The 23,906-nt window shown below is 67.4% G+C and carries 24 protein-coding genes, 1 tRNA gene and 2 pseudogenes; 13 read left to right on the forward strand and 14 right to left on the reverse strand.

All coding sequences use genetic code 11. The annotated features are described in order from the left end of the window. Complete coding sequence (locus H7J06_RS31110; protein WP_264043881.1) at nt 1-1,116, reverse strand: glutamate--cysteine ligase; 1,116 nt, start codon at nt 1,114-1,116, stop codon at nt 1-3. A gap of 137 nt (nt 1,117-1,253) precedes the next feature. Between H7J06_RS31110 and H7J06_RS31115 the strand changes: the two genes are divergently transcribed. Then, nucleotides 1,254-2,075 carry an LLM class F420-dependent oxidoreductase gene (locus H7J06_RS31115; RefSeq protein ID WP_264043696.1) on the forward strand — a complete coding sequence of 274 codons (822 nt, stop codon included), beginning with the start codon at nt 1,254-1,256 and terminating at the stop codon, nt 2,073-2,075. Here H7J06_RS31115 and H7J06_RS31120 read toward each other — a convergent pair whose 3' ends face one another. Continuing rightward, nucleotides 2,076-2,252, reverse strand: coding sequence for a CsbD family protein (locus H7J06_RS31120; protein ID WP_264043698.1), 177 nt, complete (start codon nt 2,250-2,252; stop codon nt 2,076-2,078). Nucleotides 2,253-2,325: 73 nt separating this feature from the next. Between H7J06_RS31120 and H7J06_RS31125 the strand changes: the two genes are divergently transcribed. Next, nucleotides 2,326-2,398: transfer RNA gene (locus H7J06_RS31125), tRNA-Arg, on the forward strand. Nucleotides 2,399-2,559: 161 nt separating this feature from the next. Here H7J06_RS31125 and H7J06_RS31130 read toward each other — a convergent pair. Further along, nucleotides 2,560-3,074, reverse strand: a pseudogene (locus tag H7J06_RS31130) (relaxase domain-containing protein); the annotation flags it as partial. Between the two features lie 713 nt (nt 3,075-3,787). Here H7J06_RS31130 and H7J06_RS31135 point away from each other — a divergent pair. The 3 genes and pseudogenes from H7J06_RS31135 to H7J06_RS31145 all read left to right on the forward strand — a co-directional run bounded on the left by H7J06_RS31135 (nt 3,788) and on the right by H7J06_RS31145 (nt 6,358). Further along, entirely contained in the window at nt 3,788-5,494 is a 1,707-nt protein-coding gene (locus H7J06_RS31135) for a hypothetical protein (protein ID WP_264043701.1), read from the forward strand. A 53-nt stretch (nt 5,495-5,547) separates the two neighbouring features. Beyond that, nucleotides 5,548-5,855, forward strand: a pseudogene (locus H7J06_RS31140) (type II toxin-antitoxin system TacA family antitoxin); the annotation flags it as partial. Then, nucleotides 5,852-6,358, forward strand: coding sequence for a GNAT family N-acetyltransferase (locus tag H7J06_RS31145; protein ID WP_264043703.1), 507 nt, complete (start codon nt 5,852-5,854; stop codon nt 6,356-6,358). The pseudogene H7J06_RS31140 and the gene H7J06_RS31145, both read left to right, overlap by 4 nt. Nucleotides 6,359-7,086: 728 nt before the next feature. Here the strand turns inward: H7J06_RS31145 and H7J06_RS32770 are convergent. Next, nucleotides 7,087-7,359 (reverse strand): phosphotransferase-like protein, encoded by a 273-nt coding sequence (locus H7J06_RS32770; RefSeq protein ID WP_372515449.1) that lies wholly within the window; start codon nt 7,357-7,359, stop codon nt 7,087-7,089. A gap of 515 nt (nt 7,360-7,874) precedes the next feature. Here H7J06_RS32770 and H7J06_RS31150 point away from each other — a divergent pair. Next, entirely contained in the window at nt 7,875-8,693 is an 819-nt protein-coding gene (locus H7J06_RS31150; RefSeq protein ID WP_264043705.1) for an alpha/beta fold hydrolase, read from the forward strand. 704 nt (nt 8,694-9,397) lie between these two features. On the opposite strand, the gene H7J06_RS31155 is transcribed toward H7J06_RS31150, so the two are convergent. The 3 genes from H7J06_RS31155 to H7J06_RS31165 are packed head-to-tail and all read right to left on the reverse strand — an operon-like array spanning nt 9,398 to nt 11,798. Continuing rightward, on the reverse strand, nt 9,398-10,126 hold the full coding sequence (locus H7J06_RS31155; RefSeq protein ID WP_264043707.1) for a DUF1942 domain-containing protein: 729 nt from the start codon (nt 10,124-10,126) through the stop codon (nt 9,398-9,400). 37 nt (nt 10,127-10,163) lie between these two features. Further along, entirely contained in the window at nt 10,164-10,583 is a 420-nt protein-coding gene (locus H7J06_RS31160; RefSeq protein ID WP_264043710.1) for a Zn-ribbon domain-containing OB-fold protein, read from the reverse strand. Between the two features lie 9 nt (nt 10,584-10,592). Further along, entirely contained in the window at nt 10,593-11,798 is a 1,206-nt protein-coding gene (locus tag H7J06_RS31165) for a thiolase family protein (protein ID WP_264043712.1), read from the reverse strand. Nucleotides 11,799-11,866: 68 nt separating this feature from the next. On the opposite strand from H7J06_RS31165, the gene H7J06_RS31170 reads away from it, so the two are divergent. After that, entirely contained in the window at nt 11,867-12,406 is a 540-nt protein-coding gene (locus H7J06_RS31170; RefSeq protein WP_264043714.1) for a TetR/AcrR family transcriptional regulator, read from the forward strand. A gap of 35 nt (nt 12,407-12,441) precedes the next feature. On the opposite strand, the gene H7J06_RS31175 is transcribed toward H7J06_RS31170, so the two are convergent. Further along, nucleotides 12,442-13,122 carry a GAF and ANTAR domain-containing protein gene (locus H7J06_RS31175; protein WP_264043716.1) on the reverse strand — a complete coding sequence of 227 codons (681 nt, stop codon included), beginning with the start codon at nt 13,120-13,122 and terminating at the stop codon, nt 12,442-12,444. Nucleotides 13,123-13,318: 196 nt separating this feature from the next. Here H7J06_RS31175 and H7J06_RS31180 point away from each other — a divergent pair, with 196 nt between their 5' ends. From H7J06_RS31180 to H7J06_RS31195, 4 genes are all read left to right on the forward strand, one after another. Then, nucleotides 13,319-14,539, forward strand: coding sequence for an acetyl-CoA acetyltransferase (locus H7J06_RS31180; RefSeq protein WP_264043718.1), 1,221 nt, complete (start codon nt 13,319-13,321; stop codon nt 14,537-14,539). Nucleotides 14,540-14,543: 4 nt separating this feature from the next. Further along, nucleotides 14,544-16,061 carry a carotenoid oxygenase family protein gene (locus H7J06_RS31185; protein WP_264043720.1) on the forward strand — a complete coding sequence of 506 codons (1,518 nt, stop codon included), beginning with the start codon at nt 14,544-14,546 and terminating at the stop codon, nt 16,059-16,061. 32 nt (nt 16,062-16,093) lie between these two features. Next, the gene (locus H7J06_RS31190; RefSeq protein ID WP_264043883.1) at nt 16,094-16,951 is read left to right on the forward strand and encodes a winged helix-turn-helix transcriptional regulator; all 858 of its coding nucleotides are present in this window, start codon (nt 16,094-16,096) and stop codon (nt 16,949-16,951) included. A gap of 165 nt (nt 16,952-17,116) precedes the next feature. Next, nucleotides 17,117-17,566 carry an Hsp20/alpha crystallin family protein gene (locus H7J06_RS31195; RefSeq protein ID WP_264043722.1) on the forward strand — a complete coding sequence of 150 codons (450 nt, stop codon included), beginning with the start codon at nt 17,117-17,119 and terminating at the stop codon, nt 17,564-17,566. Nucleotides 17,567-17,606: 40 nt separating this feature from the next. Here H7J06_RS31195 and H7J06_RS31200 read toward each other — a convergent pair whose 3' ends face one another. Then, the gene (locus H7J06_RS31200; RefSeq protein ID WP_264043724.1) at nt 17,607-18,191 is read right to left on the reverse strand and encodes a GNAT family N-acetyltransferase; all 585 of its coding nucleotides are present in this window, start codon (nt 18,189-18,191) and stop codon (nt 17,607-17,609) included. Continuing rightward, nucleotides 18,188-18,622 (reverse strand): hypothetical protein, encoded by a 435-nt coding sequence (locus H7J06_RS31205; protein ID WP_264043726.1) that lies wholly within the window; start codon nt 18,620-18,622, stop codon nt 18,188-18,190. The genes H7J06_RS31200 and H7J06_RS31205 overlap by 4 nt, the downstream gene beginning before the upstream one ends. A 48-nt stretch (nt 18,623-18,670) precedes the next feature. Between H7J06_RS31205 and H7J06_RS31210 the strand changes: the two genes are divergently transcribed. Beyond that, nucleotides 18,671-19,117 (forward strand): cupin domain-containing protein, encoded by a 447-nt coding sequence (locus H7J06_RS31210; protein WP_264043728.1) that lies wholly within the window; start codon nt 18,671-18,673, stop codon nt 19,115-19,117. Here the strand turns inward: H7J06_RS31210 and H7J06_RS31215 are convergent. Further along, nucleotides 19,107-19,832 (reverse strand): 3-keto-5-aminohexanoate cleavage protein, encoded by a 726-nt coding sequence (locus H7J06_RS31215; protein ID WP_264043730.1) that lies wholly within the window; start codon nt 19,830-19,832, stop codon nt 19,107-19,109. The genes H7J06_RS31210 and H7J06_RS31215 overlap by 11 nt on opposite strands. A 50-nt stretch (nt 19,833-19,882) precedes the next feature. On the opposite strand from H7J06_RS31215, the gene H7J06_RS31220 reads away from it, so the two are divergent. After that, the gene (locus H7J06_RS31220) at nt 19,883-21,595 is read left to right on the forward strand and encodes an NAD-binding protein (protein ID WP_264043732.1); all 1,713 of its coding nucleotides are present in this window, start codon (nt 19,883-19,885) and stop codon (nt 21,593-21,595) included. Here the strand turns inward: H7J06_RS31220 and H7J06_RS31225 are convergent. Genes H7J06_RS31225 through H7J06_RS31235 form a run of 3 tightly spaced genes read right to left on the reverse strand, consistent with a single transcriptional unit; the run spans nt 21,576 to nt 23,904 of the window. Beyond that, on the reverse strand, nt 21,576-22,016 hold the full coding sequence (locus tag H7J06_RS31225; protein WP_264043734.1) for a type II toxin-antitoxin system Rv0910 family toxin: 441 nt from the start codon (nt 22,014-22,016) through the stop codon (nt 21,576-21,578). The genes H7J06_RS31220 and H7J06_RS31225 overlap by 20 nt on opposite strands. A gap of 3 nt (nt 22,017-22,019) precedes the next feature. Further along, on the reverse strand, nt 22,020-22,268 hold the full coding sequence (locus H7J06_RS31230) for an antitoxin (RefSeq protein WP_264043735.1): 249 nt from the start codon (nt 22,266-22,268) through the stop codon (nt 22,020-22,022). A 22-nt stretch (nt 22,269-22,290) separates the two neighbouring features. Continuing rightward, complete coding sequence (locus tag H7J06_RS31235; RefSeq protein ID WP_264043737.1) at nt 22,291-23,904, reverse strand: serine hydrolase domain-containing protein; 1,614 nt, start codon at nt 23,902-23,904, stop codon at nt 22,291-22,293. Between the last annotated feature and the right edge of the window lie 2 nt (nt 23,905-23,906).

The following is a 23,906-nucleotide window of genomic DNA, read 5'->3' on the forward strand; positions in this document are numbered from 1 at the left end:
TCACAGCCCCTCCACGGTGGCGGCTGCCACCTCGTCGGTCACGTCGGACACGTCCTCGCGCCGCTGCCATGCACGTCGTTGCCGCGCGGCGCCGTTGCCGGTGGTCAGCACGCGCTCGATCTCCGTGCGCACCATGTCGTAGTCGCCGATCGCGGTCAACGCCGGCTCGAGGCGCTCGACCAGTGCGTGCAACAGGTCGCCGGCCGGACGGAGGGCGCGGTCGCCCGGGAGGTCGACCAACTGACCCTCGACCCCGTAGCGCGCGGCCGTCCAATACGCCGCCTTGAGCACGTGCGCGGCCAGCGGTGGCACCGGCTCCCCGCGCTCACCCTCGGCGAGAACGGTCATGACCAACGCCCTGACGAGGGTGGCGAACAGCACGGTGTCGGCGACGGTGGCCGGCACGTCGGCAACGCGTACCTCGACGGTCGGGAAGTTGGCCGAGGGGCGGACGTCCCAATAGACCATGCCGTCGTCGAGCATCGCGCCCGACGCGAGCATCTCCCGCACGGCCGCGTCGTACTCGTCGGCGGACTCGAAGTGGGGTGGGGGGCCTGCGCTCGGCCACCGCGCCCACAGGACGCTGCGCCAGCTCGCGTGTCCGGTGTCGGCGCTGCGGTACACCGCCGAGTTGGCGGTGAGCGCGAGAAGCAGTGGCAGCCAAGGCCGCAACCGGTTGCTCACCTGGACGGCGACGTCGCGGTCGGCCACCGCGACGTGCACGTGGCACCCCGAGATGCCCTGCTCGTGGGCGATCATCCCGAACCGTTCGGCGATCTTGCCGTAGCGCGGCTTGTCCGTGACGGGAAAGCGCTGGGGACGAGTGGGCGGCAACGCGACCGCGAGCAGACGAGCACCCGCCTCGGTGGCGGCCTCGGAGGCGACGCGCCGCAACCGGGTCAGCTCGCGCCGAAGATCGGCACTCGAGCTCGCGACTTCGGACGTCGTCTCGACCTGGCAGCTGGTCAACTCGAGCTCGAGGTCGACGCCACGGCGCCGGGCATGTTCGGCGACGGCGGCGTTGAGCGGCGCGGGCTCCCCGGTGCGGGGGTCGACGAGCAGGAACTCTTCTTCGACGCCATACGTCGGGGGTTCGGGAGTGTTGACCCGGCCCATCGGATCGTTCACAACGGGCCGGATCAGGGTGTCACTCCTACTGTCGCGCGAGGTGAGGTGCGCGGCTCGAAAATGCAGATGCCCCGCCCACCGCGCGGCCAAACCTTCGTTTTCGAACCGACACCTAAGCTCTGGTCATGGCGCGAGATCTACGTTTCGGGTTCGGCCTTCACGCCGCCCCACGGCAATCGTCGGTGCAGGACTGGGCGCACCGGGCGGAGGACATGGGCTACGACGTGCTGCACGTGCCCGACCATCTGGGTGCCCCCGCGCCGTTCCCGACGTTGATGACCGCGGCGGCCGCCACCGAGAAGCTGCACGTGGGGACGTTCGTGCTCAACGCGGGGTTCTACAAGGCCGCCCTGCTGGCGCGTGACGTGATGGCGATGCACGACCTCACCGGAGGCCGGCTGGAATTGGGCCTCGGCACCGGCTACGTCGAGGCGGAGTTCGCCGCCGCCGAGATCCCGTTCCCGAGCGCCCGGGAGCGGGTCGACCACCTGCGCCACGTCGTGGAGTACCTCGGCGAGCACGCCCCCGACGTACCAATCCTGATCGCGGGCAACGGAAATCGAGTCCTGACCATCGCCGCGCAGCGGGCGCACGTCATCGGGTTGACCGGAGGCGATCCGGAAGGTCCCGACGGAGACCCGCTCGCCGAGCGGATCGCGTTCGTACGCAAGGCGGCCGGCGAGCGCTTCGACGACCTGGAGCTCAACATCGCCGTGACCGCCATGCCGATCGACGACACGGGGATGCCCGACCTGTCGATCACCCGTCGGTTCCTGCCGGAGCTCAGCGACGAGGAACTGCTGCGCACCCCGGGCGTGCTGGTCGGCTCGCCGAGCGAGATCGCCGACGAGATCCGCCGCTACCGCGACACCTACGGGGTCACCTATATCACCGTGCAGCAGCCCCACGCCGAGGCATTCGCGAAGGTGATCGAGCTGCTGCGTTGATCAGCGACCGCGGACCGCGTCCTTGATCCGCTCGCCGGATTGCTTCACGCGCGCCTTCACCTGGTCGACCTTGCCCTCGTTGCGAAGGCGGTCGTTTCCGGTGATCTCGCCGAAATTCTCCTTGACACGGCCCGCCAGCTCGTCGACGGAGTTCTTGGCCTTCTTCGAAGTGCTCATGGCGTGGTGTAGCCGTTGCATGACCTGGGGAAACACGAAGTGGTCATGACTTCGGTATGCTGCGATCCGGTCCGCCCCCGTAGCTCAGGGGATAGAGCACGGCTCTCCTAAAGCCGGTGTCGCATGTTCGAATCATGCCGGGGGCACGGTCAGACGCTGTATTTAGCGTACCTAGATAAAGCGATCCATCGTTTATTCATCGTTTATAGCCCGGTCCAGCATGTCCGCGACCGCGGTGTGAACGCGGCCACGGGCCATGAACTTGTCCTGCGTCATCGAGATCCGGGTGTGCCCGAGGTGGTCGGCGCCGGACCAGGTCCTTCTGGTCGGTGACCGGGTTGTGCACCCGGGTGTAGCCGGCGTGCGCGGCCAGATACTCCATCGCCTCGACGAGGGCGGCGGTGTGCGCGTCGGCGATTCCCTTCGCGGCGACGTCGTCGGCCTTCAACGCCCGCAGCACCGACACGCTCTTGGGGCGGCGAAAGTCAAGTCATAGCCGTGCACGCCCTGGGCGCCCAGGGCGCGGCCCTGCGCACCGCCGGGTGCGACCCCGTCGTCGAGCCACCGTGCCACCACACCGGCGTCGGCCTCGCGTCCGGCGCGTTGCCCGTCGGACAACCCGACCAGCCCGGCGGCGGTGTGAGTGTCCCCGGCGCACAACCACGTCGGGGTCCGGGTGTCGTACTCGGAGTAGTACTCCCCCAGCCCACCATTCGCGCGTCGCAGATCCGCGGTCGCGCGCTCAGCTGTCTGCGCGGTGTCGAGGTAGTAGTCGATCGACCACCGCTTCAACTTCGAGATCGTCAACAACGGCAACACCATCCACAACCCGAGCGTCGCGCACCTGCCGCGCCACAACCATTCTCGCACTCTGCGCAAATGTGCCACCGCACTTTCTTCGAGCTTGTAACTACGAAACCTCAAGGGAAGAAATGGTTTGGTTACTGAGCGAGAGACTATGGGTCGATGCGATGGGCTGTTGAGAAGCGTTGAACAGACTATGGGATGGGTGAGTGACGTTTGGGACGAGGGAGATGTGGCCCGGTGACCATGCAGCCAGAGCGCTCGAATCCCGACGCGAATCCCAAGCGAGGATGGCCGGATGCGGTTTCACCGTGTTGCCCAGACCATTGGTCCACAACCCCGGACCCCACCAAGGAGGCGTTCGTCGCAGCGGTGCTCCCGCGTCTTGCTTTTTGGTGGGGTGACGTCGACCAAAATCCGTCTTCCGGGTGGAGCAGGCTTCCGCGCGGAATTCGTTTCATTCGTAGAGGATATGGACGGCTCAGATCTTGTCTCAGCTCAGTGGGTGCGCGGGGTGGCCCATGGGGTTCGGGAACGGCACGCGCTTCGCTGGGGGTTCGCCTGTCGGGCGCCACTGGGCCCGCGCTTCGGCGCCTTGATGCAGTAGTTGCCGGTCGGAATAGGTTCAAAGTGCAGTAGTCGGTTACTGACGTTGGCGTTGCTGTTTGGCCGCATACTCGTCGTGATGCGCTGGGGTTCTTCCCGCCGCACGGCGGCGGGGGGTTCTCGTGGTGAGCGGTGGCAGGTATGTCGGACGGGTCGGGGCGTTGGCGGTCGCACTGGGGGCCGGCGCGATGATCGCCTCCCCGTGGGCGGCGTGGGCCGATACCGGCGGTCAGGGTCCGACGACGGTGACCAATGGTGTGGTGGCCGCCGGCCCAGCGGCGTCGACTGACTGCAGTGATCCCTTGTGCACGTTGACGATCGGTTCCGCGGGCGCTCCAACGCGGACACCAAACGGTACCTCGGTCGTGCCGTCGGCACGACTTGCCCCGCTGGTGGTAGCGCCGTCGGCGGCGCCCGGTGTGGATCCGGTGTCGGCGCTGATCGGATTGTTCATCGGCAACGGGGCCGATGCGGCCGCCGATTGCATGGGCACCGCGTGCAACGGCGGCAACGGCGGACTGTTCTTCGGCTCCGGTGGTCGTGGCGCCAACGGCGGCACCGGCGGATCTGCCGGCCTGTTCGGCAACGGTGGTGCCGGTGGTGACGCGCTCGCAGGATCCGGTGCCGCCGGAGGTGCCGGCGGCCGGGGCGGGTTGTTGATCGGCACCGGCGGCGCCGGTGGTGTCGGTGCCAGCGCCACGGCCACCAGTGCCGCCGGTGTGGGCGGGCGCGGCGGAGACGCCGGGATCCTCGTCGGGAACGGCGGCGCCGGTGGCCGGGGCGGAGCGGGCATGGCCGGCGTAGCGGGGATCAATCCGACCACCCCTTCTGACACCGCTGCCGCGGGTGCGAGCGTGGGTGACGACAACGGACACAACGGTGTCGGCGTGAACGCCGGAAGCGGCACCGTCGGCGGGTCCGATCAAAACGGTGGGCCAGGCGGCAGCATCGGTTACAGAAACGGTTTCGGAGACGGCGGTGGCGTCGGGTTCGGCGGCAACGCCGGGGACGGGGGCGCCGGTGGATCCGGCGGTGGGATCGGCGGTGCTGGGGGCAGCATCGGCAATCGCAACGGATTCGGAGCCGCATTCGGAAGCTCAGGTATCGGACATGGCGGCAACGCGGGATCCGGCGGGGCCGGGGGGCCCGGCGGTGGATCCGGCGGGCCGGGCGGCGACATCGGCATTGGGAACGGAGAGGGCGTTGCCGTCGACCCCGCCTACGGTGAGGGGTTCGGCGGCGACGCGGGTAGCGGCGGCGTGGGAGGCGCCGGCACGCCGGGTGGCTCCGGTACCGCGGGCGCTCCCGGAGGCTCCGGCGGCAACGGCGCACTGTTGTTCGGTAGCGGCGGGTCCGGAGGCGCCGGCGGGTCGGGCGGGGCCGGTGGATCAGGAGCTGCCGGCGGATCCGGAGGCAGGGGCGGCGACATCGGTGACCAAAACGGCTATTCCCGCGCAGAAGGTTTCGCTCACGGCGGCGACACTGGCAACGGCGGAGCGGGTGGGGCCGGTGGCTCGGGTGGGTCCGGCGGGCCGGGCGGATCCGGAGGGTCCGGCGGCAACGGCGGTGCACTCGGCGGGGGCGGCGCGGGTGGTCCTGGCGGCGCGCCCGGCGCTGCCGGTGAGGGTGGCGACGGTGGCACCGGCGGTAGGGCCGGCGTCTTCAGCGGCTCCAACGGTCGCGATCCCAATGGCAGCCCGGGTATCTCCGGTGTCAATGGCGCCCCTGGCGCCATTGGCTCGCATGGAACGGCGGGCACTCCAGGTGCGGCCGGCAAGAACGGCACCGGCGGAGTCGGCAATGGCGGCACCACCGGAAGCTCCGACGGCTAGCAGCAACCCCGGCGGCGAGGGCCGTTACGAAACACAGCGAACGATCGTGATCCGCGTTGACTTGTACGCCCAACAGGCCCACAATGTGTGGATGGCTACCAAGACGGAACGCTTCGCCGTGCGACTCACCGCTGAGCAGGACGCGCTGATTCGGCGTGCCGCTGAGGTGGAGGGGACCGATCTGACCAACTTCACGGTGACCGCGACGCTGGCCCATGCCCGCGACGTACTGGCCGATCGCCGGCTGTTCCTGCTCGACGCCCCGGCGTGGTCGGAGTTCGTGTCAGTGTTGGACCGTCCTGTGTCATACAAGCCGCGACTGGAGAAGTTGTTCGCGGAGCCCTCGATCTTCGACGAGTGAGCGGTTACAGCGCGCCGCGGCCGATCATCGCCGGCGATCAGGTCGCCGATTTCGACAGCGGCGAGCCCAGTCTGGACGACTACCTGCGCGGGCGGGCGCTGGCCAACCATGTCGAGGGCGCCTCGCGATGCTTCGTCACCTGCCGCGACGGGCGCGTCGTGGGGTTCTATGCGCTGGCCGCCGCGGCGGTGGAGCGTGCCGAGACACCAGGACGGGTGCGACGAAACATGCCCGACCCGGTGCCGGTGATCCTGCTGTCGCGGCTGGCGATCGACGCCAAGCACCAGGGCCAGGGACTGGGTGCGCAGCTGCTGCGCGATGCGATCACCCGCGCCGTGGCAGCCGCGGAGATCATTGGCGTGCGGGCGCTTCTGGTGCATGCGCTGCATGAGCAGGCCCGCGCGTTCTACGCCCACTTCGATTTCGAGCCCTCACCGACCGACCCGCTGCACTCGTTGTTGCTGATCAAAGACGCTCGCGCCCTGCTCGATCCACAGAGTTGATCGAGATGCCCGGCGCCGCGAGCCTCGTCATGTCCACCGGGGACGTCGTCAGTCTCAGACCACAAACCTGCCGGTTGTTGGTTTGAACCGGAACTGGTTCGCACGTTCCGGGCCAGACAGGGTCTCGATGCATCAAGCAAGTTCGCAGAACGTCCAGAGATAGGAAGTTTCGGGCAGTTTCTTTACATATCGCTGAGGGGTCCTGGGATCGTTGGCGCCGGCTGCCCATGGTGAACACTCGGTGCTCGGCCAGCTAGGTCAAGCGGTCGTGTCGATCCCCCAATCCCACGGTCGTGACCAACTCACTTCCAGTTTTGGAGCCCAGGCGAGCTCCGAGATCGAGAACATCGTCACCACTACCGATGAGCTTTTCGTCGCCTCGAAGCGACGCCGGCGTTCATCAACCGAGAGCTTTCCTCCAGCTTCTCGTCAGATGAGAACCCGTCGGGAGCGACACGGCCGACTAGGAACTGGCCTCGACGCACGTCTCCGGAGCCACCGCGCCACGGTGCGTAGTCGTCGCTTTAGCAGGTTGAAGACGGTCGCTAAATCCATCGCTCATTCATCGTTAATGATCCGGATTTAGCGATCAGTAGCGGGAACCGTTGAGCACCGACTGCACCAGTCTTGGCTGATAGCAGGCGATTTCCGGAAACCAACGAGTCCCAGCGAAAACCGACTAATGCAAAAGCCGGTGTCGCATGTTCGAATCATGCCGGGGGCACTGATCAAGGGTGGCATTCAGCCACCCTTGGTTGCGCAATCCAGACGCTGTGCGCGTGGACCTCGTCGGCCTGGCTGATGGCCGTTCCAATTGCTCGGTCTTGCCTGGACGTCTCCCGTTGCCATAGGTCGGCGGCGGCGCAGTGAACGCCCACGAAGATCACGTCAATTCCTGTCATGACGGCTAGTCGATCGTTTAGTCGCCAGGGCTCGCTGAGACGTGGCCCCCTACGATGTCGTTGCCCGCATGTGCCATTCCGGCGACCGCGCGGTGGAATCCGGCACGGGTGCGGTGCAGCACATCGCGGATCGCTGCGGGTTGAAGCTCGCGGGTTCGTTGCTCAGCGCGCATCGCTCCGGACATGTCGGCACTCGTGTGGAACCACGGTGTTTCGAAGTCGACGAGGGGTAGCGGAGACTCGGAGGGCCTATCCGTGATCGGAGATCGACCAGATTCGACGTGGAGGCAGTCATCTCCGCAGATTCGCGACCGATGATTTCTGCCACCCTGGTGGAGATGGTGGCTCGGCAAGGTAATCCGAGTTTTCAGTCATTGTTCTTCGCCGATCGCACACATAACATCGGACGAGAACGGCGATGCCGTCGACCAACTTCCCAAGGCTAGGTCAGCACGGTCTAGCCATGAGTTCCGTTGCGCCACAGAGGAAGTGATACATGCTTGACGTGCATCCGTTCATCATTCGGAACTAGCACACTTTGAGATCGTCCGGGCCAACATCACCTGCCCAATTGATTACGGGAGACCCAAAGAAGGCACGACAAAGGAGCAGCCATGCCCACTATCACCACACCAGACGGCGTCGAAATCTTCTACAAGGACTGGGGTTCGGGCCAGCCGATCGTCTTCAGTCACGGCTGGCCGCTGACGGCCGACGACTGGGATGCCCAGATGACGTTCTTCCTCCAGCAGGGTTACCGGGTCATCGCCCATGACCGCCGTGGGCACGGGCGCTCCGATCAGGTCGGTACCGGCAACGACATGACGCACTGGGTGGCTGATCTCGCCGCGTTGACCGAACACCTCGACCTGCGCGATGCCGTCCACGTCGGGCACTCCACCGGGGGCGGTGAGGTGGCTCGTTATGTAGCGGGCCACCAGGATCGGGTCGCCAAGGCGGCGCTGGTGGCCTCGCTGACGCCGAACATGCTGCGCAGCGAGACGAACCCCGGCGGTCAACCCCAGGAGTGGTTCGACGCGGTTGAGGCAGGCGTCCTAGGTAACCGGTCGCAGTTCTATCGCGACGTACCGGAGGGGCCGTTCTACGGCTTCAACCGTCCGGGTGCGGAGCCGTCCGAAGCAGTCATCGCCAATTGGTGGCGGCAGGGCATGTCCGGTAGCGCCCTAGCGCACTCCGCGACAGTGTTTTGCTGGCTCGAAGACTTCACCGAAGACCTGCGGAGGATCACCGTTCCCGTCCTGGTGATGCACGGCGAAGACGACCAAATCGTCCCGTTCGCCAGCGCGGTCCCCCGCGCCGTCGATCTACTCGAGAACGGCGCCCTGAAGACCTACCCCGGCTATCCACACGGGATGCTGACCACGCACGCCGACGTCCTCAACCCCGATCTGCTGGCCTTCATCAGATCCTGATCGCCGCCATCGGTTCTCCTGCACAGGTCAACGATTCCGCACCGTCCGACCGCCGCGTCAAGCAATGCCAGTTCGCCGCCGGGCGCGTGCAGTGTCCAATGTGTGGGGCAGATTCCGAATTCCAGTCAGTCCTGCTCGAGCAGCCCTACCGCCGGATCGACACCGTGATGGACCGCTACAACGTCTCTCGCCCGACCGCGACCAGCTGGCCCTTGCTGGCAACGGCATCCTTCAGAACGTCAAGACCCGACCCGATCGACTTTTCACCAACCGCGAGTCTCTCCAGCTTCTGGCCAGGCCAAAACCCGTGGGCTATGACGCAGCGCAGGAGCCGGCCTCAACGCCAACCTCCGGGGCTAGCGCGGCACCGTGCGTGGTCATCGCATTGGCAGGTTGAAGTGGTGGTTCGAGCCATCGTTCATTCATCGTCAGTGAGCCGGATAGCGATCGCCAGCAGAACGGCTGAGCACCAACAGCGCCAAAGTTGGCTGCTAGGAGGCAGTTCCGGAAACCAACGAGTCCCAGCGAAAACCGACTAATGGCAAAGCCGGTGTCGCATGTTCGAATCCTGCCGGGGGCACTGAGCAAGGGGGGGGGGGGTATTCAGCCACCCTTGATGATCGTCATCGATATTCGGTTGTGCCCGAGATGGTCGGGGTCGCGCCAGGCGCCACCCGTCGACCGTCGGTGGGTTACCGGAGCAATCAGCGACGCCCATCGCTGGGAGCGCCGCCCGGAGCTGCGTTGAACCCTGGCTGCGCCACGTCCGGTTCGGTGAGCTGGAAGGGGGATGGAGCGACGACCTCTGGCGCGGCCGGTGCGCCCCCTACGTCACCGCCGCCGTCGGTGGGCGCACTGCCGATGGTCTCGCTGGAATCTCCAGGCGCTTCCGGGCCAATCCCCTGGTCTCCACCGCTCGTGGAGACCCACACCATCAAGTCCTGGACACCGTCGTTGTAGACGACGCTGTTGGGAGTGTCCCCGACGACGTCGAAGTAGATCTTGCCGGGGATTTCGCCGCCGACGATCCGATAGTTCTGCCCGCTCGCAGCGCGGGCGTTGAACAGTGCAGCTATGGGGACGCCCCCGTCGTTCGTCACGGTTGCTTCATACAACCGGCCGTTGTGAAACACGGCGTCCGAACTCGGCCTAAGCCCTTGAACCGTGTAGGTGATCATCGGGTTGCCGTAGACGTCGTTGAGTGACTCCGGGACGCCATATGGCTTGATGTCGTTGGCCGCTGAAGCCGGGACCGCCGTACCAGCGGCCATGCCGACCGTGACCGCAGCGACGCCGACACCTGCCATGAGTTTTCGAATCTTTATCCTTACCCCTCTGGCTAGACGATTCTGAGCGAACGTTACCTCGCAGTTACTGCGTGAAAGGGCTATTTGGCGCAGGCAGACAACTGACTCCGCGCCTGGACAGAGCAACCCGCTGCTCCGGACAGGTCACCCCGGTGTTCGATCGTCAGCCGGCCGGGTCGGGTTCGTACCGCAGCAGGGTGACGTCGTGCTCGGGATAGTCGAAGAACACCGGTCGCACGCGCATACCGATCTCCAGCTCGGCAGGGTCGACGTTGACCATCTCGGTGCTGAACCGCGGCCCCTCGTCCCATTGCACGACGGCCAGCAGCTGCGGAACGTCGGCCGCGAAATGCGGGGAAACCGGTTTCATCGCGACGGTGAACGTGTACAGCGTTCCCTTGCCGGAGATTTCGCGCCATTCCAGGTCGTCGGCCAGGGTGCGTGGCGACAGGATCCTGGGGTAGAAGACGTACCGTCCGAGCGACGGCGAGTACTGGATGCGAATGGTGTGCTCTGCCAACGCATCCCAGAATGGCGCGCTAACCGGCGTCTTGACCGGCATGGGTTTGTCGAATGTCGTCATGGCTCGCCCTTAATCGCCCTGCAGGATCAACGTGGTCTGCTCACTGAGGATGCCGCCGTTGCCGGAGACGAACGCGGTGTGGGCGTCGGCGACCTGGGCGGCGCCGGCGCGGCCCATCAATTGCCGGGTGGCGTCGCAGACGTGGTGCATGCCACCGGCGTTGCCGCATTGACCGAAACCCAGTTGTCCGCCCGCGGTATTCACCGGGAAGTCACCGCGGAACGTCAGGTCGTGCGAAGCGACGAACTCCATCCCCTTGCCCTTTTCGCAGAAGCCGGCGTCTTCCAGGCTCAGCAGGACGGTGATGGTGTAGCAGTCGTAGATCGACGCGACGTCGATGTCAGCCCGCGTGACACCGGCCATCGCAAAGGCGGAATCGGCCGCCTTGGCGATGGGTGTCGCCAACAGGTCCTCGGCGTACGTCGGGGTCTTGTACGGCACGTGCTCGCCGAACCCCTTGATCCAGACCGGCCGATTGCGCGATTTCCGGGCCAGGTCGGCACTGGCGACCACTACCGATGCGCCGCCGAAGCAGGGCATCACGATCTCCAGGCGGTGCAGTGGATCGGCGATCATCGGGCTGGCCAGGACGTCCTCGACGGTGATCGGCTTGTCGTGCCAGATGGCACCCGCGGTGTGGTTGGCGTTGACCCGTTGATCCACCGCGATTTTGGCCATCGCTCGCTCGTCATAGCCGTAGACGGCGCCGTACCGGCGGGCGACCTGGCCATAGGGGCCGTTCTGGCCGAGGTTGCCATAGGGGATCTCGAACTCGGCCTGCGGTGAGCCGTACTGGTTGCTCGACGCCCCGAAGTACAACGCGTCGCCGTAGTCCTTCGGCTTCTTGTCCGACATCGGCGTCATGTACTGCGCAGGGATGGTGCACAGTACGGCGTTGCAGATGCCGAGTTCGACGGCCGCGGCCGCACGCCACACCATCGCTGCCGCGGTCGCCCCGCCTAGGTCGACGAATTCTGCGAAATTGGCTGGGATGCCGAGGTATTCGGCGATGGTCGACGGGACGAAGATCTCCGACTCCATCAGTGGGCTGCAGACCAGACCGTCGACCTCGGTCGCCGAGATCCCTGCGTCGGCCAGGGCGGCCGCGCTGAGCGTGGCCCACTGTTCGAGGGTGAACGTCAACGGCTCGGTCGGAGTGCGGGAGGGTGGTAACTCGGTGAATCCGACGATCGCCGCTTCGCCTCGAAGTCCCATGAACCTGCCTCCATAGCTGGAAAACGGCGTTTTCCGTACAGTAACAACCGACCGTGAAGGGAGCAATCGTGGCAGGCACCGCAGACGCCATCTACGCCCGTGCGCTGACCCTGCTCGACGAGGAAGGTCTCGCCGGGATCAGCGCGCGACGCCTCGCCACCGAACTGAAGTGTTCGACCAAGACGCTCTACCAACAGGTCGGCAACCAGGACCAGTTGATCCGCGAACTGGTGGCGCGCCATTTCGCCGCACTACGGCTGGAGTTCTCCGAAGCCGACACCTGGCAGGAGAGTGCGATGCGGTGGTGCCGCGCGGTACGGACGGCGCTGCTCGCGCATCCGCACCTGTCGGGACTCATGACCGTCGACGATCGGGAACCGATCGCCGCCTACGTCGACCGACTGCTGAAGGTGCTCATCACCGCCGGCGTGGCACCCGCGCTGGCCCGTAACGGTTGCCGGGTGCTGGTGCACACCACGATCAGCTTGACCGGCGCGGAAATCGCAGCCGACGGCCACTCACCCGAGGTGTTCGCCGAGGTCTTCGAGAACACCATCAGGTGGGTCGTGTTGGGTATCGCCTCAGAACAAGAGCAGTCGGCTACGTGAGCGCCACGGACGACAGTCCGGGCAGCGACGCCCTCCTACTCCCCGCGGGTGTCGATCACGCGCTGGGCGACGTCGAGCAGCTTGGTGTTGGTGTCCTGCGACAGCTGTCGGAGCATCGAGAACGCCCGCACGTCGTCGATCTTGAAGCGCTCCATGATGATGCCCTTGGCCTGGCCGATGCGGTCCCGCGTGGACAGCGCCGACTGCAGCTGCTCACCTTCCCGGCTCGCGAGGATCGCCGCGGCGGCGTGGGCCGCCAGGATCATGCCGATGGACTCCGCCTCGCTGTCCCACAGCTTGGGCTGGCGCCCGAACAGGTTGAGGGCGCCCGCGGTGCGGTCGGCGGTGTACAGCTTGAACGACAGCGCGCTGAGCACCCCGAGCTTGACGACTTCGGGCGCGTAGTTCGGAAAGCGGGGCTCGTCGCGGAAGTCGTCGATGCGGACCACGATCTCGTCCAGCGCCGCCTCGACGCAGGGGCCTTCGTTGTGGCGGATCTGCAACTCGTCGAGCTGGAACATCAGGTCGTTGGTCGGTGCGAGCGTTTCGAAGCTTCCGGCCTTGCCGATGAGGAGGACGCCGGCGACGTCGACGCCGGGGATGAGTTCCTTGGCCGTGGCGGTCACGTCCGCGAGGACGTCGTCGACCTTCCGCAACGCGGTGACCCGCGCCAACTCCGCCATCCGCGCGGCGAGGTCGTGGTTCTGCAACTTCATGATGGCATTTTGCACGTTATCTCCGTCGCCAAGCACGTTTGTCCCCGCCGAGCACGGGAAATGCGCTCAGGCAGGTGTGCTTGAGTGTCGACACTCAATCAAACCTAGGTCCCGCCGGTTCAGACTAGAGCCGGTGGGGCCGTTTCGGTTATCGGATTACCGAAGTCACTCTGCTAGTTGTAGTAACGTCCGCCGCATGTCCGACTCGAACGTGTGGATCCTCGGGGGCTACCAGAGCGACTTCGGCCGCAATCTCACCCGCGAGGGCGTCGACTTCGCCGGCCTGACCGCCGAGGTAGTCACGTCGACGCTGCACGCCGCCAGGATCGACGCCGGCGAGGTCGGCGTGGTCCACGTCGGCAATGCGTTCGGCGAGATGTTCGCCGCTCAGGGCCACCTCGGCGCCATGCCGGCCACCGTGGTCGACGGCCTGTGGGACACCCCGTCCACGCGTCACGAGGCGGCCTGCGCGTCCGGCAGCGTCGCGGCGCTCGCGGCCATCGCCGACCTGCGTTCCGGTGCCTACGAGACGGCCCTGGTCCTCGGCGTGGAGCTGGAGAAGACCGTGCCCGGCGACACCGCCGCGCAGTACCTCGGCGCCGCCGCCTGGACGGGCCACGAGGGCCAGGACGCACGCTTCACGTGGCCCTCGATGTTCTCCCACGTGGCCGACGAGTACGACCGCCGCTACGGTCTCGACGAGGCCCATCTCCGGGCGATCGCGTCGCTCAACCTCGCCAACGCCCGACGCAATCCGAACGCACAGACCCGCGACTGGCTGGTGCCGACGCCACTCACCGACGACGACGTCGCCAACCCCGTCGTGGAGGGCAGGATCCGCCGCTTCGACTGCAGCCAGATGACCGACGGCGGATCCGGCGTGGTCCTGGTCACCGACCGCTACCTGCGCGACCACCCCGACGCGCGACCCCTGGCTCGCATCGAGGGCTGGGGACACCGCACCGTCGGCCTGGGCATGCGCCAGAAGCTCGACCGCTCCGCCGAGGACCCGTACGTGATGCCCCACGTGCGCAGCGCCGTGCTTGACGCGTTCCGCCGCGCACACGTCACCCTGGACGACCTCCACGGCATGGAGGTGCACGACTGCTTCACCCCCAGCGAGTACATGGCCGTCGACCACGTCGGGCTGACCGGCCCCGGCGACTCGTGGAAGGCCATCGAGAACGGCGAGATCGAGATCGGCGGACGGTTGCCGATCAACCCCAGCGGCGGGCTGATCGGCGGCGGCCATCCCGTGGGGGCGTCCGGGGTCCGCATGCTCCTCGACGCGGCCAAACAGGTCAGCGGCACCGCAGGCGCCTACCAAGTCGACGGTGCCAGCACCTTCGGCACCCTCAACTTCGGTGGCAGCACCGCCACCACGGTCAGTTTCGTCGTCGGTTCGGTCGAGGAGTAACGCTGTGAACGTAGAAGTGGTCGGAAAGTTCCTGTCCACGCTGCCCGACGACGACGACCATCCGTATCGCACCGGGCCGTGGCGGCCACAGTCGACGGAGTGGGACGCCGACGACCTCACCGTCGTCGCCGGGGACCTTCCGCGCGATCTCGACGGCGTCTATTTGCGCAACACGGAGAACCCGCTGCATCCGGCGATGAAGGCCTACCACCCCTTCGACGGGGACGGCATGGTGCACGTCGTCGGATTCCGCGACGGAAAGGCGTTCTACCGCAACAGGTTCGTCCGCACCGACGGGTTCGCCGAGGAGAACGACGCCGGCGGCCCCCTGTGGCCGGGGCTCGCGGAGCCGGTTGGTCTGGCCAAGCGCGACTACGGTTGGGGTGCAAGGACGTTGATGAAGGACGCGTCGAGCACCGACGTGATCGTGCACCGCGGCACCGCGCTTACCAGCTTCTACCAGTGCGGCGACCTGTACCGGGTCGACCCGTTCACCGGCGACACCCTCGGCAAGTCGCAGTGGAGCGGCGCGTTCCCCTTCGACTGGGGAGTCTCCGCGCACCCGAAGGTCGACGACAAGACCGGGGAGATGCTGTTCTTCAACTACTCCAAGCAGGACCCGTTCATGCACTACGGCGTCGTCGACGCCGACGACCAACTGGTGCACTACGTCGACGTGCCGCTCCCCGGCCCGCGCCTCCCCCACGACATGGCGTTCACCGAGAACTACGCCATCCTCAACGACTTTCCGCTCTTTTGGGAGCCCGAGTACCTGGAGCGCAACGCCCACGTCGCCCGCTTTCACCGCGACATGCCGTCCCGGTTTGCCGTCATTCCGCGGCGCGGCCAGAGCTCGCAGATTCAGTGGTTCGAGGCCGACCCGACCTACGTCCTGCACTTCACCAACGCTTACGAGGACGGCGACGAGATCGTCCTCGACGGGTTCTACCAAGGAGACCCGGAACCGAGCGACAACGGGCTCGGCGACAAGTGGCAGCGCGCCTTTCGCTTCCTCGCGCTCGACCGCATGCAGGCGCGGCTGCACCGTTGGCGGTTCAACCTGATCACCGGCGGCGTGCGCGAAGAACAGCTGTCGGACTCCATCACCGAGTTCGGCATGATCAATCCCGGGTACGCCGGCGGGCAGTACCGCTACGCCTACGCCGCGACCGGAAAGCCCGGCTGGTTCCTCTTCGACGGCTTGGTTAAGCACGACCTGACGACCGGCGCCGAGGAACGCTTCACCTTCGCCGACGGCGTGTACGGCAGTGAGACGGCAATGGCGCCCCGCGTCGGCAGCACGAGCGAGGACGACGGCTACCTCGTCACTCTCACCACCGACATGAACGCCGACGCCTCGTACTGCCTGGTGTTCGACGCCGCCAGGGTGGCCGACGGCCCGGTGTGCACACTGGCTCTGCCGGAACGCGTTTCGAGCGGGACGCACTCGACGTGGGCGGCCGGGGCCGAGCTGCGCCGCTGGCAGCAGACCGACACCGCCGCAGAGGCGATCGGCCTGTAGTGGACCCGAAGGGCGTCAACGCCGTCGGCCGGATGCTGGGCGTCCTCGGCGACGAGTGGACGCTGCTGCTCGCCCAGCAGGCGCTGCTCGGGGTGACGCGGTACGGCGACTTCGCCGCCCGGTTGCCGATCTCGCACGCCGTGCTCGTCCGGCGGTTGACGGCGATGACGGCCGACGGACTGCTGGAGCGCACCCTCTACCAGGATCGGCCCGCACGGTACGAATACGTGCTGACCCCACGGGGCCGGTCCCTGTGGCCCGTGTTGACGGCGATCTGGGAATGGGAGCGCCGCTGGGTGCCCGATCACGCCGAGCGCCTGCCCGCCATGCATCACCTTGGTTGTGACGCCGACTTCGCGCCGCAGGTCACGTGCCGCGCCTGCGAACAGGTCGTCACGGAGAAGGAGCTGACCGCCTCGTGGGGTCCGAGCGGGTCGTGGCCGCGGTCCATGCCGGCCGAGTCGACGCGCCGCCGGTCGGCGGCCCAGGCGGCCGGGCGGCCTGGCCTGTTTCCCGAGACCATGAACATCCTCGGCAACCGGTGGGCGTTCGCCCTGCTAGTCGCCGCCTTCGTCGGCACCACCCGGTTCAACGACTTCGCGGGGCAACTCGGCGCTCCCCCGGGTTCGCTGACCGACCGGTTGCAGATCCTCACCGCCAGTGGCGTTCTCGACGCCACCGACGGCCGCTACCAGCTGACCGAGAAGGGTCGGGCGACCTTTCCCATTCTGATCACCGCCCTGCAATGGGCGCAGCGCTGGTTCGCCGCACCGGAGGGTCCGGCCGTGCTTCTGCGCCACGAGTCCTGCGGCGGGGCATTCGACGCCGTGCTCGCCTGCGACCAGTGCGCCGGGGCTCTCCGCGGAGCGGACGTGGCGGACCGGCGATGAACGCGGCCTGAGACCGATGTCGTTGTGGCACTCCAACACTGGCGGAAAAATTCTTGCAGAAAGTGCTTGGCACTCTCCGGCCGAGAGTGCTAATTTTGGAGATGCACAGTGATTGACAGCCCGCCGAGGTGGCGGGCATCGAGTAGACGAGGGAGGTGGATTGCTGTGCTTCGTTTTGATCCGTTCGGTGACCTCGACCTGTTGACCCGCGGTCTGCTCAACGGCCAGTCCGGATCGAATCGCAGTCCTCGGTTCATGCCGATGGACCTCTGCAAGGTCGACGACCACTACCTGCTGACAGCCGACTTGCCGGGTGTCGACCCGGGATCGGTGGACATCGACGTCGACGGCGGCACGCTGACGATCTCGGCGCATCGGACCGCGCGCAGCGAGGACTCCGTCCAGTGGCTGACCAACGAGAGGTTCTTCGGCACCTACCGCAGGCAGCTGTCCCTGGGCGACGGCGTCGACGCCTCGGCGATCAGCGCGACCTACGAGAACGGCGTGCTGAACGTGACCATTCCCATTGCGGAGAGGGCGAAGCCGCGCAAGGTGCAGATCGCCCACGGCGGACAGCAGACGTCCATCGAGGCGAACACCGTCGACGCAGGGTAGCGGCCCGACGTGGGACCGGTGCCGGCGCCCCGCGGCGCCGTCACCGGTCCAGTCGGAACCGGAGATTGTTGCGCACCGACGGCCACTCGCCGTCCAGAATCGAGTAAACCACCGTGTCCCGCCGGGAGCCGTCGGGCAGCAGCTGGTGACTGCGCAGGATGCCGTCACGCTTCGCGCCCAACCGCTCGATGGCGGCACGGCTGGTCGAGTTGAAGAAATGCGTGCGGAATTCGACTGCGACGCAACCCAATTGCTCGAACGCGTGCCCAAGCAACAGGAGCTTGGACTCGGTGTTGACGCCGGACCGTCGCACGTCCTGGCGGTACCAGGTGTACCCGATCTCCAGTCGGCGGTTGGGTGCGTCGACGTTGCAGTAGCTCGACGACCCGACCACCTCACCGCCCAGCGCGCGCACGACGAACGTCAGGCCGGTGTCGGGGTGTTGTACCGCCAGCCGGCCGTCGATCCACTCCTGGGCGGTGTCGGGCGTCGGAGCGCTGGTGAACCACAGGGGCCGAACGTCGGCCGCGGCCGCGACGATCTCGGGCGCGTGCGCCGGGGTCAGGGGCTCCAGGCTGACCCAGCGATCCCCGGTGAGGCGGACGGGTTCGACGAAACCGGTCATCGAGTGCGTCCCATCTCGGCCCACGCCGCCACCATGGCGAACACCGACAGGACCGCAGCCGCGGCGACGGCACCACCCCCGACGTAGAGACCGTAGCCCGCGGCGATCGGGTTGCCGACGTACAGTCGGTAGTACCACAGCACCAGCACTGCCAGGATTACCGAAATGCCAAGGGCGGCAGTGGAAGCAATCTTGGGGCGCAGGCTCCTGGCCGACATGGCCGCAGCCACGATCAACACCGAACTCAGCACCACGATCAGCTGGCCGACGCCGAACCCGTTAGGTGGCACGCCGATCACGCCGTACTTTCCGCCGATCGCATTCGCGCGGCCCCCGCCGTCGGCATTGGTGACCAACCACGGCAGCCACGCGCTGACCAGGAGCACCGCCGAGCAGAACACGACGAACCATCCCGGACGCAGGCGAGCCATGGGACGAGCGTATCGGGTCGGCCACCCGCCGCGACGTAGGCTGACGGCATGAGCGAACTCCCCGAGTGGGCCGGGAAACTCGACCTGGCGCCGCACCCCGAGGGAGGCTGGTATCGGGAGACCTGGCGCAGCAACCTGACCTTGGGGCAGCCCGCCCTGCCGCCGGAGTACGCCGGCCCCCGAAGCGCCGGAACCGCCATCCTGTTCCTCCTGATGCCCGGACAGCAGTCGGCGTGGCACACCGTGCGCAGCGCCGAGTTGTGGTTCCACCACCGCGGCAGCCCGCTGCTCCTGGAGATCGGGGCCGAACGGGACGGCGCGACAACGCATCTGCTCGGCGGCGACGTCGCCGCGGGCGAACATCCACAAGTCCTGGTGCCGCCCGGACACTGGCAGCGGGCGGTACCCCGCGACGCCGAACCCACGCTGGTCAGCTGCGTCGTCGTGCCCGGTTTCGACTTCGCCGACTTCGCGCTGGGCCCGCCTACCGACTGAGCAGCTCGACCGCCGCCGACACCAGCGCCGCGTTGTCGGGGGTGACGGAGCCGTCGGGCAGCTTGAGGGTGTCCTCCATGCCGATCCGCGTCTGCACGCCGCAGACGCCGGCGTGTTCGAGCAGTGGCCAGCAGCTGTCGTCGAGGCCGTGCAACAGCACCGGTGCGGGCGAGTTGGCCGCGGCGATCCTCTCGAGCATCGCGTCCGCGACGGCGACGTCCTCGTGGCCCTGGAGCTCGATCATCACCCGCATGCAGTGCTGCACCATCTTCGACTCCGCCCACGACGCGGCCGCCTCGAGGTGGAACAGCCCGATCTCGACGCCGAGGCCCTTGCCGAGCAGGACGTCGGCGAGCTCCGGCGAACCGGGCTCGTGCCAGTTCAGCGACGCGAAGTCGGGCAGGACTGTCCAGGCCTCCACTGCCCGGCGCCGCGCGTCGGGGTCGGGCAGCGCCCAGAACCCGGTGGTCACGCCGAGCGGCAGCCCGGGGACGGCGGCTCGGACGGCGGTCACCGCGGCGGCGACCACGTCGGGTTCGAGGGAGTCCTTCCCGTCCGGCGTCTTGGGGTGCATGTGCACGGCCTGGGCGCCAGCCTCGTGGGCCGCGACCGCCGCGGCGGCCAACTGCTCGGGGGTGACGGGCAGGTTCGGGTGCTGATCGGGGGTGCGGGCACCGTTGATGCAGGCCTTGACGTAGATCTTCGCGTTGGGCATGGGTCCATCTTCGCCCTTCGCCCTCGGACTTTCCGAAGTACCGTCTCCTCATGGAGGGGCACATCATCGTCTGTGGCGACGATCCGCTGGGGTTGCGGATCATCGAACAGCTCCGCAGCGCCGGTCGGGAGATCGCGATCGTGCAGTCCTCCGACGAACTGGTCGACGCCGGCATCGCCGATGCGGCCGCGTTGATCTGTGCAGCCGACGACGACGCCCTCAACCTCGAAATCGCTCTACTGGCAAGACAGTTCAATTCCGCCGTGCGAGTCGTGGCACGTCTGGCCAACGAAGTCCTCCGGGAGGCCGTCGCCATCGGGAACGGCCCCGGCGCCATCCTGGACGTCGCCGACGTGGCGGCGCCGTCGGTCGTCGAGGCGTGCTTGTCGCGCACCACCCACTCGATCACCGTCGCCGGCGTCGAGTTCGTCGTCTCCGGCACCACGGCGCCACGTGCCGCGACGTTGCGGGAGATCTTCGGCGACCTGGCTCCGGTCGCCGTGGTGCGGGGTGACCGGTCTCCCCATCCGGGGACGGTGGTGCCGTGCCCTGGCCGAGACGAGCACGTCGAGCCAGGCGACTGGACGGCGATGATCGGCACGGCCGACGACCTCGCCGCACAGGGCATCGCCGTGACCGCGGCCCGCAACGCGGACTCCCCCGCGCGTCGGTCACCCTGGAAGCCGCTGACCGACGCGGTACGTGCGTTCCGCGAGGACGTCAACCCGAACTTCTTCAAGGCCCTGGCCGTGTCGATGACCCTGCTCCTCGGCGCCACGGCGCTGTTGCGCTTCGCCTACCACCGTCCCGGCATGAGCATCGTCGACGCGCTGTACTTCTCCACCGAGACCATCGCGACGGTCGGCTACGGCGACTTCAGTTTCGTCGACCAGCCCACCTGGTTGCGCTTGTTCGGCATCGCGCTGATGTTCGCGGGCGTCACGACCACTGCCGTGTTGATGGCGTTCGTCGCCGATCTGCTGCTGTCCCGCCGCATCGCGCAGAACGCCGGTCGACGCAAGGTACGCGACCTGACCGACCACATCGTCGTCGTCGGGCTCGGCTCGTTCGGCATTCGGGTGGTGGCCGACCTGAAGGCCGCCGGGCACGACGTCGTGGTCGTCGAACGCAGCCGCGACAACCGGTACCTCTCCTCGGCGGCGCAGCTCGACGTGCCGGTCATCTTCGGCGACGCCACGTTGGCGCAGACGCTCGACTCCGCCCGCATCGACGACGCCGTCGCGGTGGCGGTACTCACCCAAGACGACATGGTGAACATCGAGACGGGCATCGTGCTTCGCGAACGACTCGGCCAGCGGTGGCTCAGATCGGCCGGGCAGCCGGGCGTTCCGGTCGTGCTGCGGATCTACGACAGGACGCTGGGAAGTGCCGTCGCCCAACGCTTCGGCTTCGAAAACGTGCGGTCGACGGTGGAGCTCGCGGCACCGTGGTTCATCGGCACCGCGATGGGACTGGAGGTGCTCGGCACGTTCTCGGTGGGCCAGCAGTCGTTCATGGTCGGCGGCGTCGAGGTCGAGCCGGGCAGCAGACTCGACGGACTGCGGATGGCCGACATGTCGACCCAGACGCGCGTGATCGCCATCTCGCGCGGTCCGGGCGACGTCCAATTACACCCTCGCCGGGACACCCGGCTGAGCGCCGGAGACACGGCCTACCTCGTGGGCCCACACCGCGAACTGCTGGAGACGCTGCACGACGGGCAGTCCGATTCGGCGGCGACGGTCACGCGAAGACGGACTTGAACTTGTCCAGCGACTCGCGGATGTCACTCTTCAGCGAGCCCGCGACGATCATCCCGATCGGACCGAACAACGCCGGGCCGCCCAGATGCACGTCGAAGGTCACCGTGGAGTTCGTCGCGTCCTCGTCGGCCGGCTTGACCCTGCCGATCAGCTTGACCTTGACGCCCCCCTTGCCGTCGCCGTCGAGGGTGAGCGACTGCGGCGGCTTGTAGCTGACGATGGTCCACCGGACCAGGTTCATCATCCCCTTGACCTCTACGACCGAGGCCAGCTTGGTGCCCTTCTCCAGGGTGTCGGGCAGCGTGCTGCGCCACACCCGGTGAATGGTCAGCCACTCCTTGTACCGCGACAGATCCGAGGCGGCCTCCCAGGCCTTCTCCGGTGGCAGTGGTACGTCGACGGAGACCGAGAGCTTCGCCATGGCCTACGAGGTGGGCGGAGGCCCGGCCGGTGTGGCGGGTGGCGTCGTGTCGGGCGGCTGCTGCGCGGGCGGCTGGGGCGTGCCGGCGTTGTCCCTGGCCGCCTTCTTCGCGGCCTCCTGCACCTTGTCGACCTGCCCGGCGTACTTGCCCTGCGTCTTCTGGTCGACCAGGTCGCCGGCCTTGTCGATCACCTTGTCGACCTTGTCGGCGTTCTTCGACGCCAGGTCCTTCACCTTGTCAAGAAATCCCATGACGCCAGCCTAATCATTCGTCTCAGCGGGCGAACGTGCCCATCTTCTCCTCGTCGTAGTACTCGAGGTTCAGCTTGTCGCCGTAGAAGGTCGCCTTGGAGATCGACCCGGGTGGCGCGTTCTCCCCCTGCGGTACGAAGGTGAACACGTTGCCGTCCCAGTGAGTCAGCTCCAGCTTCTCTTGCGGACCGAGCGCGAGGGTGAGCTTGCCGTCTGCGTCGGTGACGGTCGCCGGTCCCCAGTACGCATTGTCGTACGTGCCGACGATCGTCGGAGTCGGCGGCGCAGGCGCCGGTGCCGCGGGCGGCTTCTGCCCAGCCAGCGATCCCTCGGGCTGCTCCATCGCGGCGAAGGCCTTGCCGTACAGCGCCCGCCAATCCTGGCGCACCTCGCCGAACTGAACCAGGTCGGCGAACTCCGCGGTGAGCGTCTCCGGCACCCCCGACGGCGTGGCGTTGGTCAACGCGACGATGGCCACGTCCGCCGACGGGATGACCACGAAGTTGGTGCCCGCTCCGAGTTCGAATGCACCGGAGTGGCTGAATTGAGTGCGGGCCGCCGCGGTCGTCCCGACGTTGAAGCCGTAACCGTAGAAGCCGGGCCGGGCAGCCGGCTCGGACGGCGGGCTGGCCACGATCTGCGGCGTGACCGCGGCCAGCAACTGCTTCGGGTCGACGATCGTCTTGCCGTCGACGACGCCGTTGGCCAGCACCATCGTCAGCCACTTGGCCATGTCGTTCGCCGTCGAACTGACCCCACCCGCCGGGGACTCGGCCTGCGCGTCGCGGACGTAGAGCGGCTTGTACGACCCGTCGACGTGGATGTGCCCGATGGCTCGGTCGGGCCTGGCCTCGTAGTCGCTGAACTGCGAGCTCGTCGACGTCATGCCCAGCGGTCCGTACAGCACCTCCTGGCTGAGGTCCTCCCACGTCTTGCCCGCGCTGGCGGCCACGGCCTCGGCGCCGGCGGTCAGCCCAAAGTTGGTGTAGGCGTAGGAAGTACGGAACGGACCGAGCGGCAGCTGGCGCAGATGGTCGAGGATGTAGCGCCGGTCGTAGCCGAGGTCCTCCAGCAGGTCGCCGGCATGGTCGGGCAGCCCGGAGCGGTGAGAGTACATGTCGCCGACGGTCACCAGCTTGGTGATCGTCGGATCGGAGAGGGCGAACCACGGCAGCTTCTCGACGACGGGGGTGTTCCAGTCGACGGCACCCTCGCTCACCTGGTGGGCGACGACGGTCGAGCCCAGCGGCTTGGACAGTGACGCCAGCTGGAACACCGTGTCCGGATCGACCTGGTTCGCCGGATCGCCTCCCTTGCGGACGTCCTTGACGCCGAAACCCTTGGCGTAGACCACCTTTCCGCCGTGGACGACGGCGACCGACATGCCGGGGATGCCCGAATTCTTCATGAGCTCGCCGGCGATGCCGTCGAGCTTCGCGACCGCCTTGCCGACTGCGTCGTCGGGCAGCGGCATCGCCGGCACCAAGGGGGGTGGTACCGGGGCCGCCGACGGATTGGCCGCCGCGGGCGGCGGCGCGCTCGAGGGGCCGGTCTGCGGCGCCGGCCGTGCGCAGCCCCCGAGCGCGGCCGTCACGGCGAGGAGGGTGACCAGGCGGAAGACCGGTGAGCGCTGCACAC

The organism is Mycolicibacterium hodleri, from assembly GCF_025822245.1.
Classification (GTDB): domain Bacteria; phylum Actinomycetota; class Actinomycetes; order Mycobacteriales; family Mycobacteriaceae; genus Mycobacterium; species Mycobacterium hodleri.

Coding starts and splice junctions, on each gene's coding strand:
- H7J06_RS31110 (WP_264043881.1), bottom strand. CDS start 1,116: ATGGGCCGGGTCAACACTCCCGAACCCCCGACGTATGGCGTCGAAGAA.
- H7J06_RS31115 (WP_264043696.1), top strand. CDS start 1,254: ATGGCGCGAGATCTACGTTTCGGGTTCGGCCTTCACGCCGCCCCACGG.
- H7J06_RS31120 (WP_264043698.1), bottom strand. CDS start 2,252: ATGAGCACTTCGAAGAAGGCCAAGAACTCCGTCGACGAGCTGGCGGGC.
- H7J06_RS31150 (WP_264043705.1), top strand. CDS start 7,875: ATGCCCACTATCACCACACCAGACGGCGTCGAAATCTTCTACAAGGAC.
- H7J06_RS31160 (WP_264043710.1), bottom strand. CDS start 10,583: ATGACGACATTCGACAAACCCATGCCGGTCAAGACGCCGGTTAGCGCG.
- H7J06_RS31165 (WP_264043712.1), bottom strand. CDS start 11,798: ATGGGACTTCGAGGCGAAGCGGCGATCGTCGGATTCACCGAGTTACCA.
- H7J06_RS31175 (WP_264043716.1), bottom strand. CDS start 13,122: ATGAAGTTGCAGAACCACGACCTCGCCGCGCGGATGGCGGAGTTGGCG.
- H7J06_RS31180 (WP_264043718.1), top strand. CDS start 13,319: ATGTCCGACTCGAACGTGTGGATCCTCGGGGGCTACCAGAGCGACTTC.
- H7J06_RS31190 (WP_264043883.1), top strand. CDS start 16,094: ATGCTGGGCGTCCTCGGCGACGAGTGGACGCTGCTGCTCGCCCAGCAG.
- H7J06_RS31200 (WP_264043724.1), bottom strand. CDS start 18,191: ATGACCGGTTTCGTCGAACCCGTCCGCCTCACCGGGGATCGCTGGGTC.
- H7J06_RS31205 (WP_264043726.1), bottom strand. CDS start 18,622: ATGGCTCGCCTGCGTCCGGGATGGTTCGTCGTGTTCTGCTCGGCGGTG.
- H7J06_RS31210 (WP_264043728.1), top strand. CDS start 18,671: ATGAGCGAACTCCCCGAGTGGGCCGGGAAACTCGACCTGGCGCCGCAC.
- H7J06_RS31215 (WP_264043730.1), bottom strand. CDS start 19,832: ATGCCCAACGCGAAGATCTACGTCAAGGCCTGCATCAACGGTGCCCGC.
- H7J06_RS31220 (WP_264043732.1), top strand. CDS start 19,883: ATGGAGGGGCACATCATCGTCTGTGGCGACGATCCGCTGGGGTTGCGG.
- H7J06_RS31225 (WP_264043734.1), bottom strand. CDS start 22,016: ATGGCGAAGCTCTCGGTCTCCGTCGACGTACCACTGCCACCGGAGAAG.
- H7J06_RS31230 (WP_264043735.1), bottom strand. CDS start 22,268: ATGGGATTTCTTGACAAGGTGAAGGACCTGGCGTCGAAGAACGCCGAC.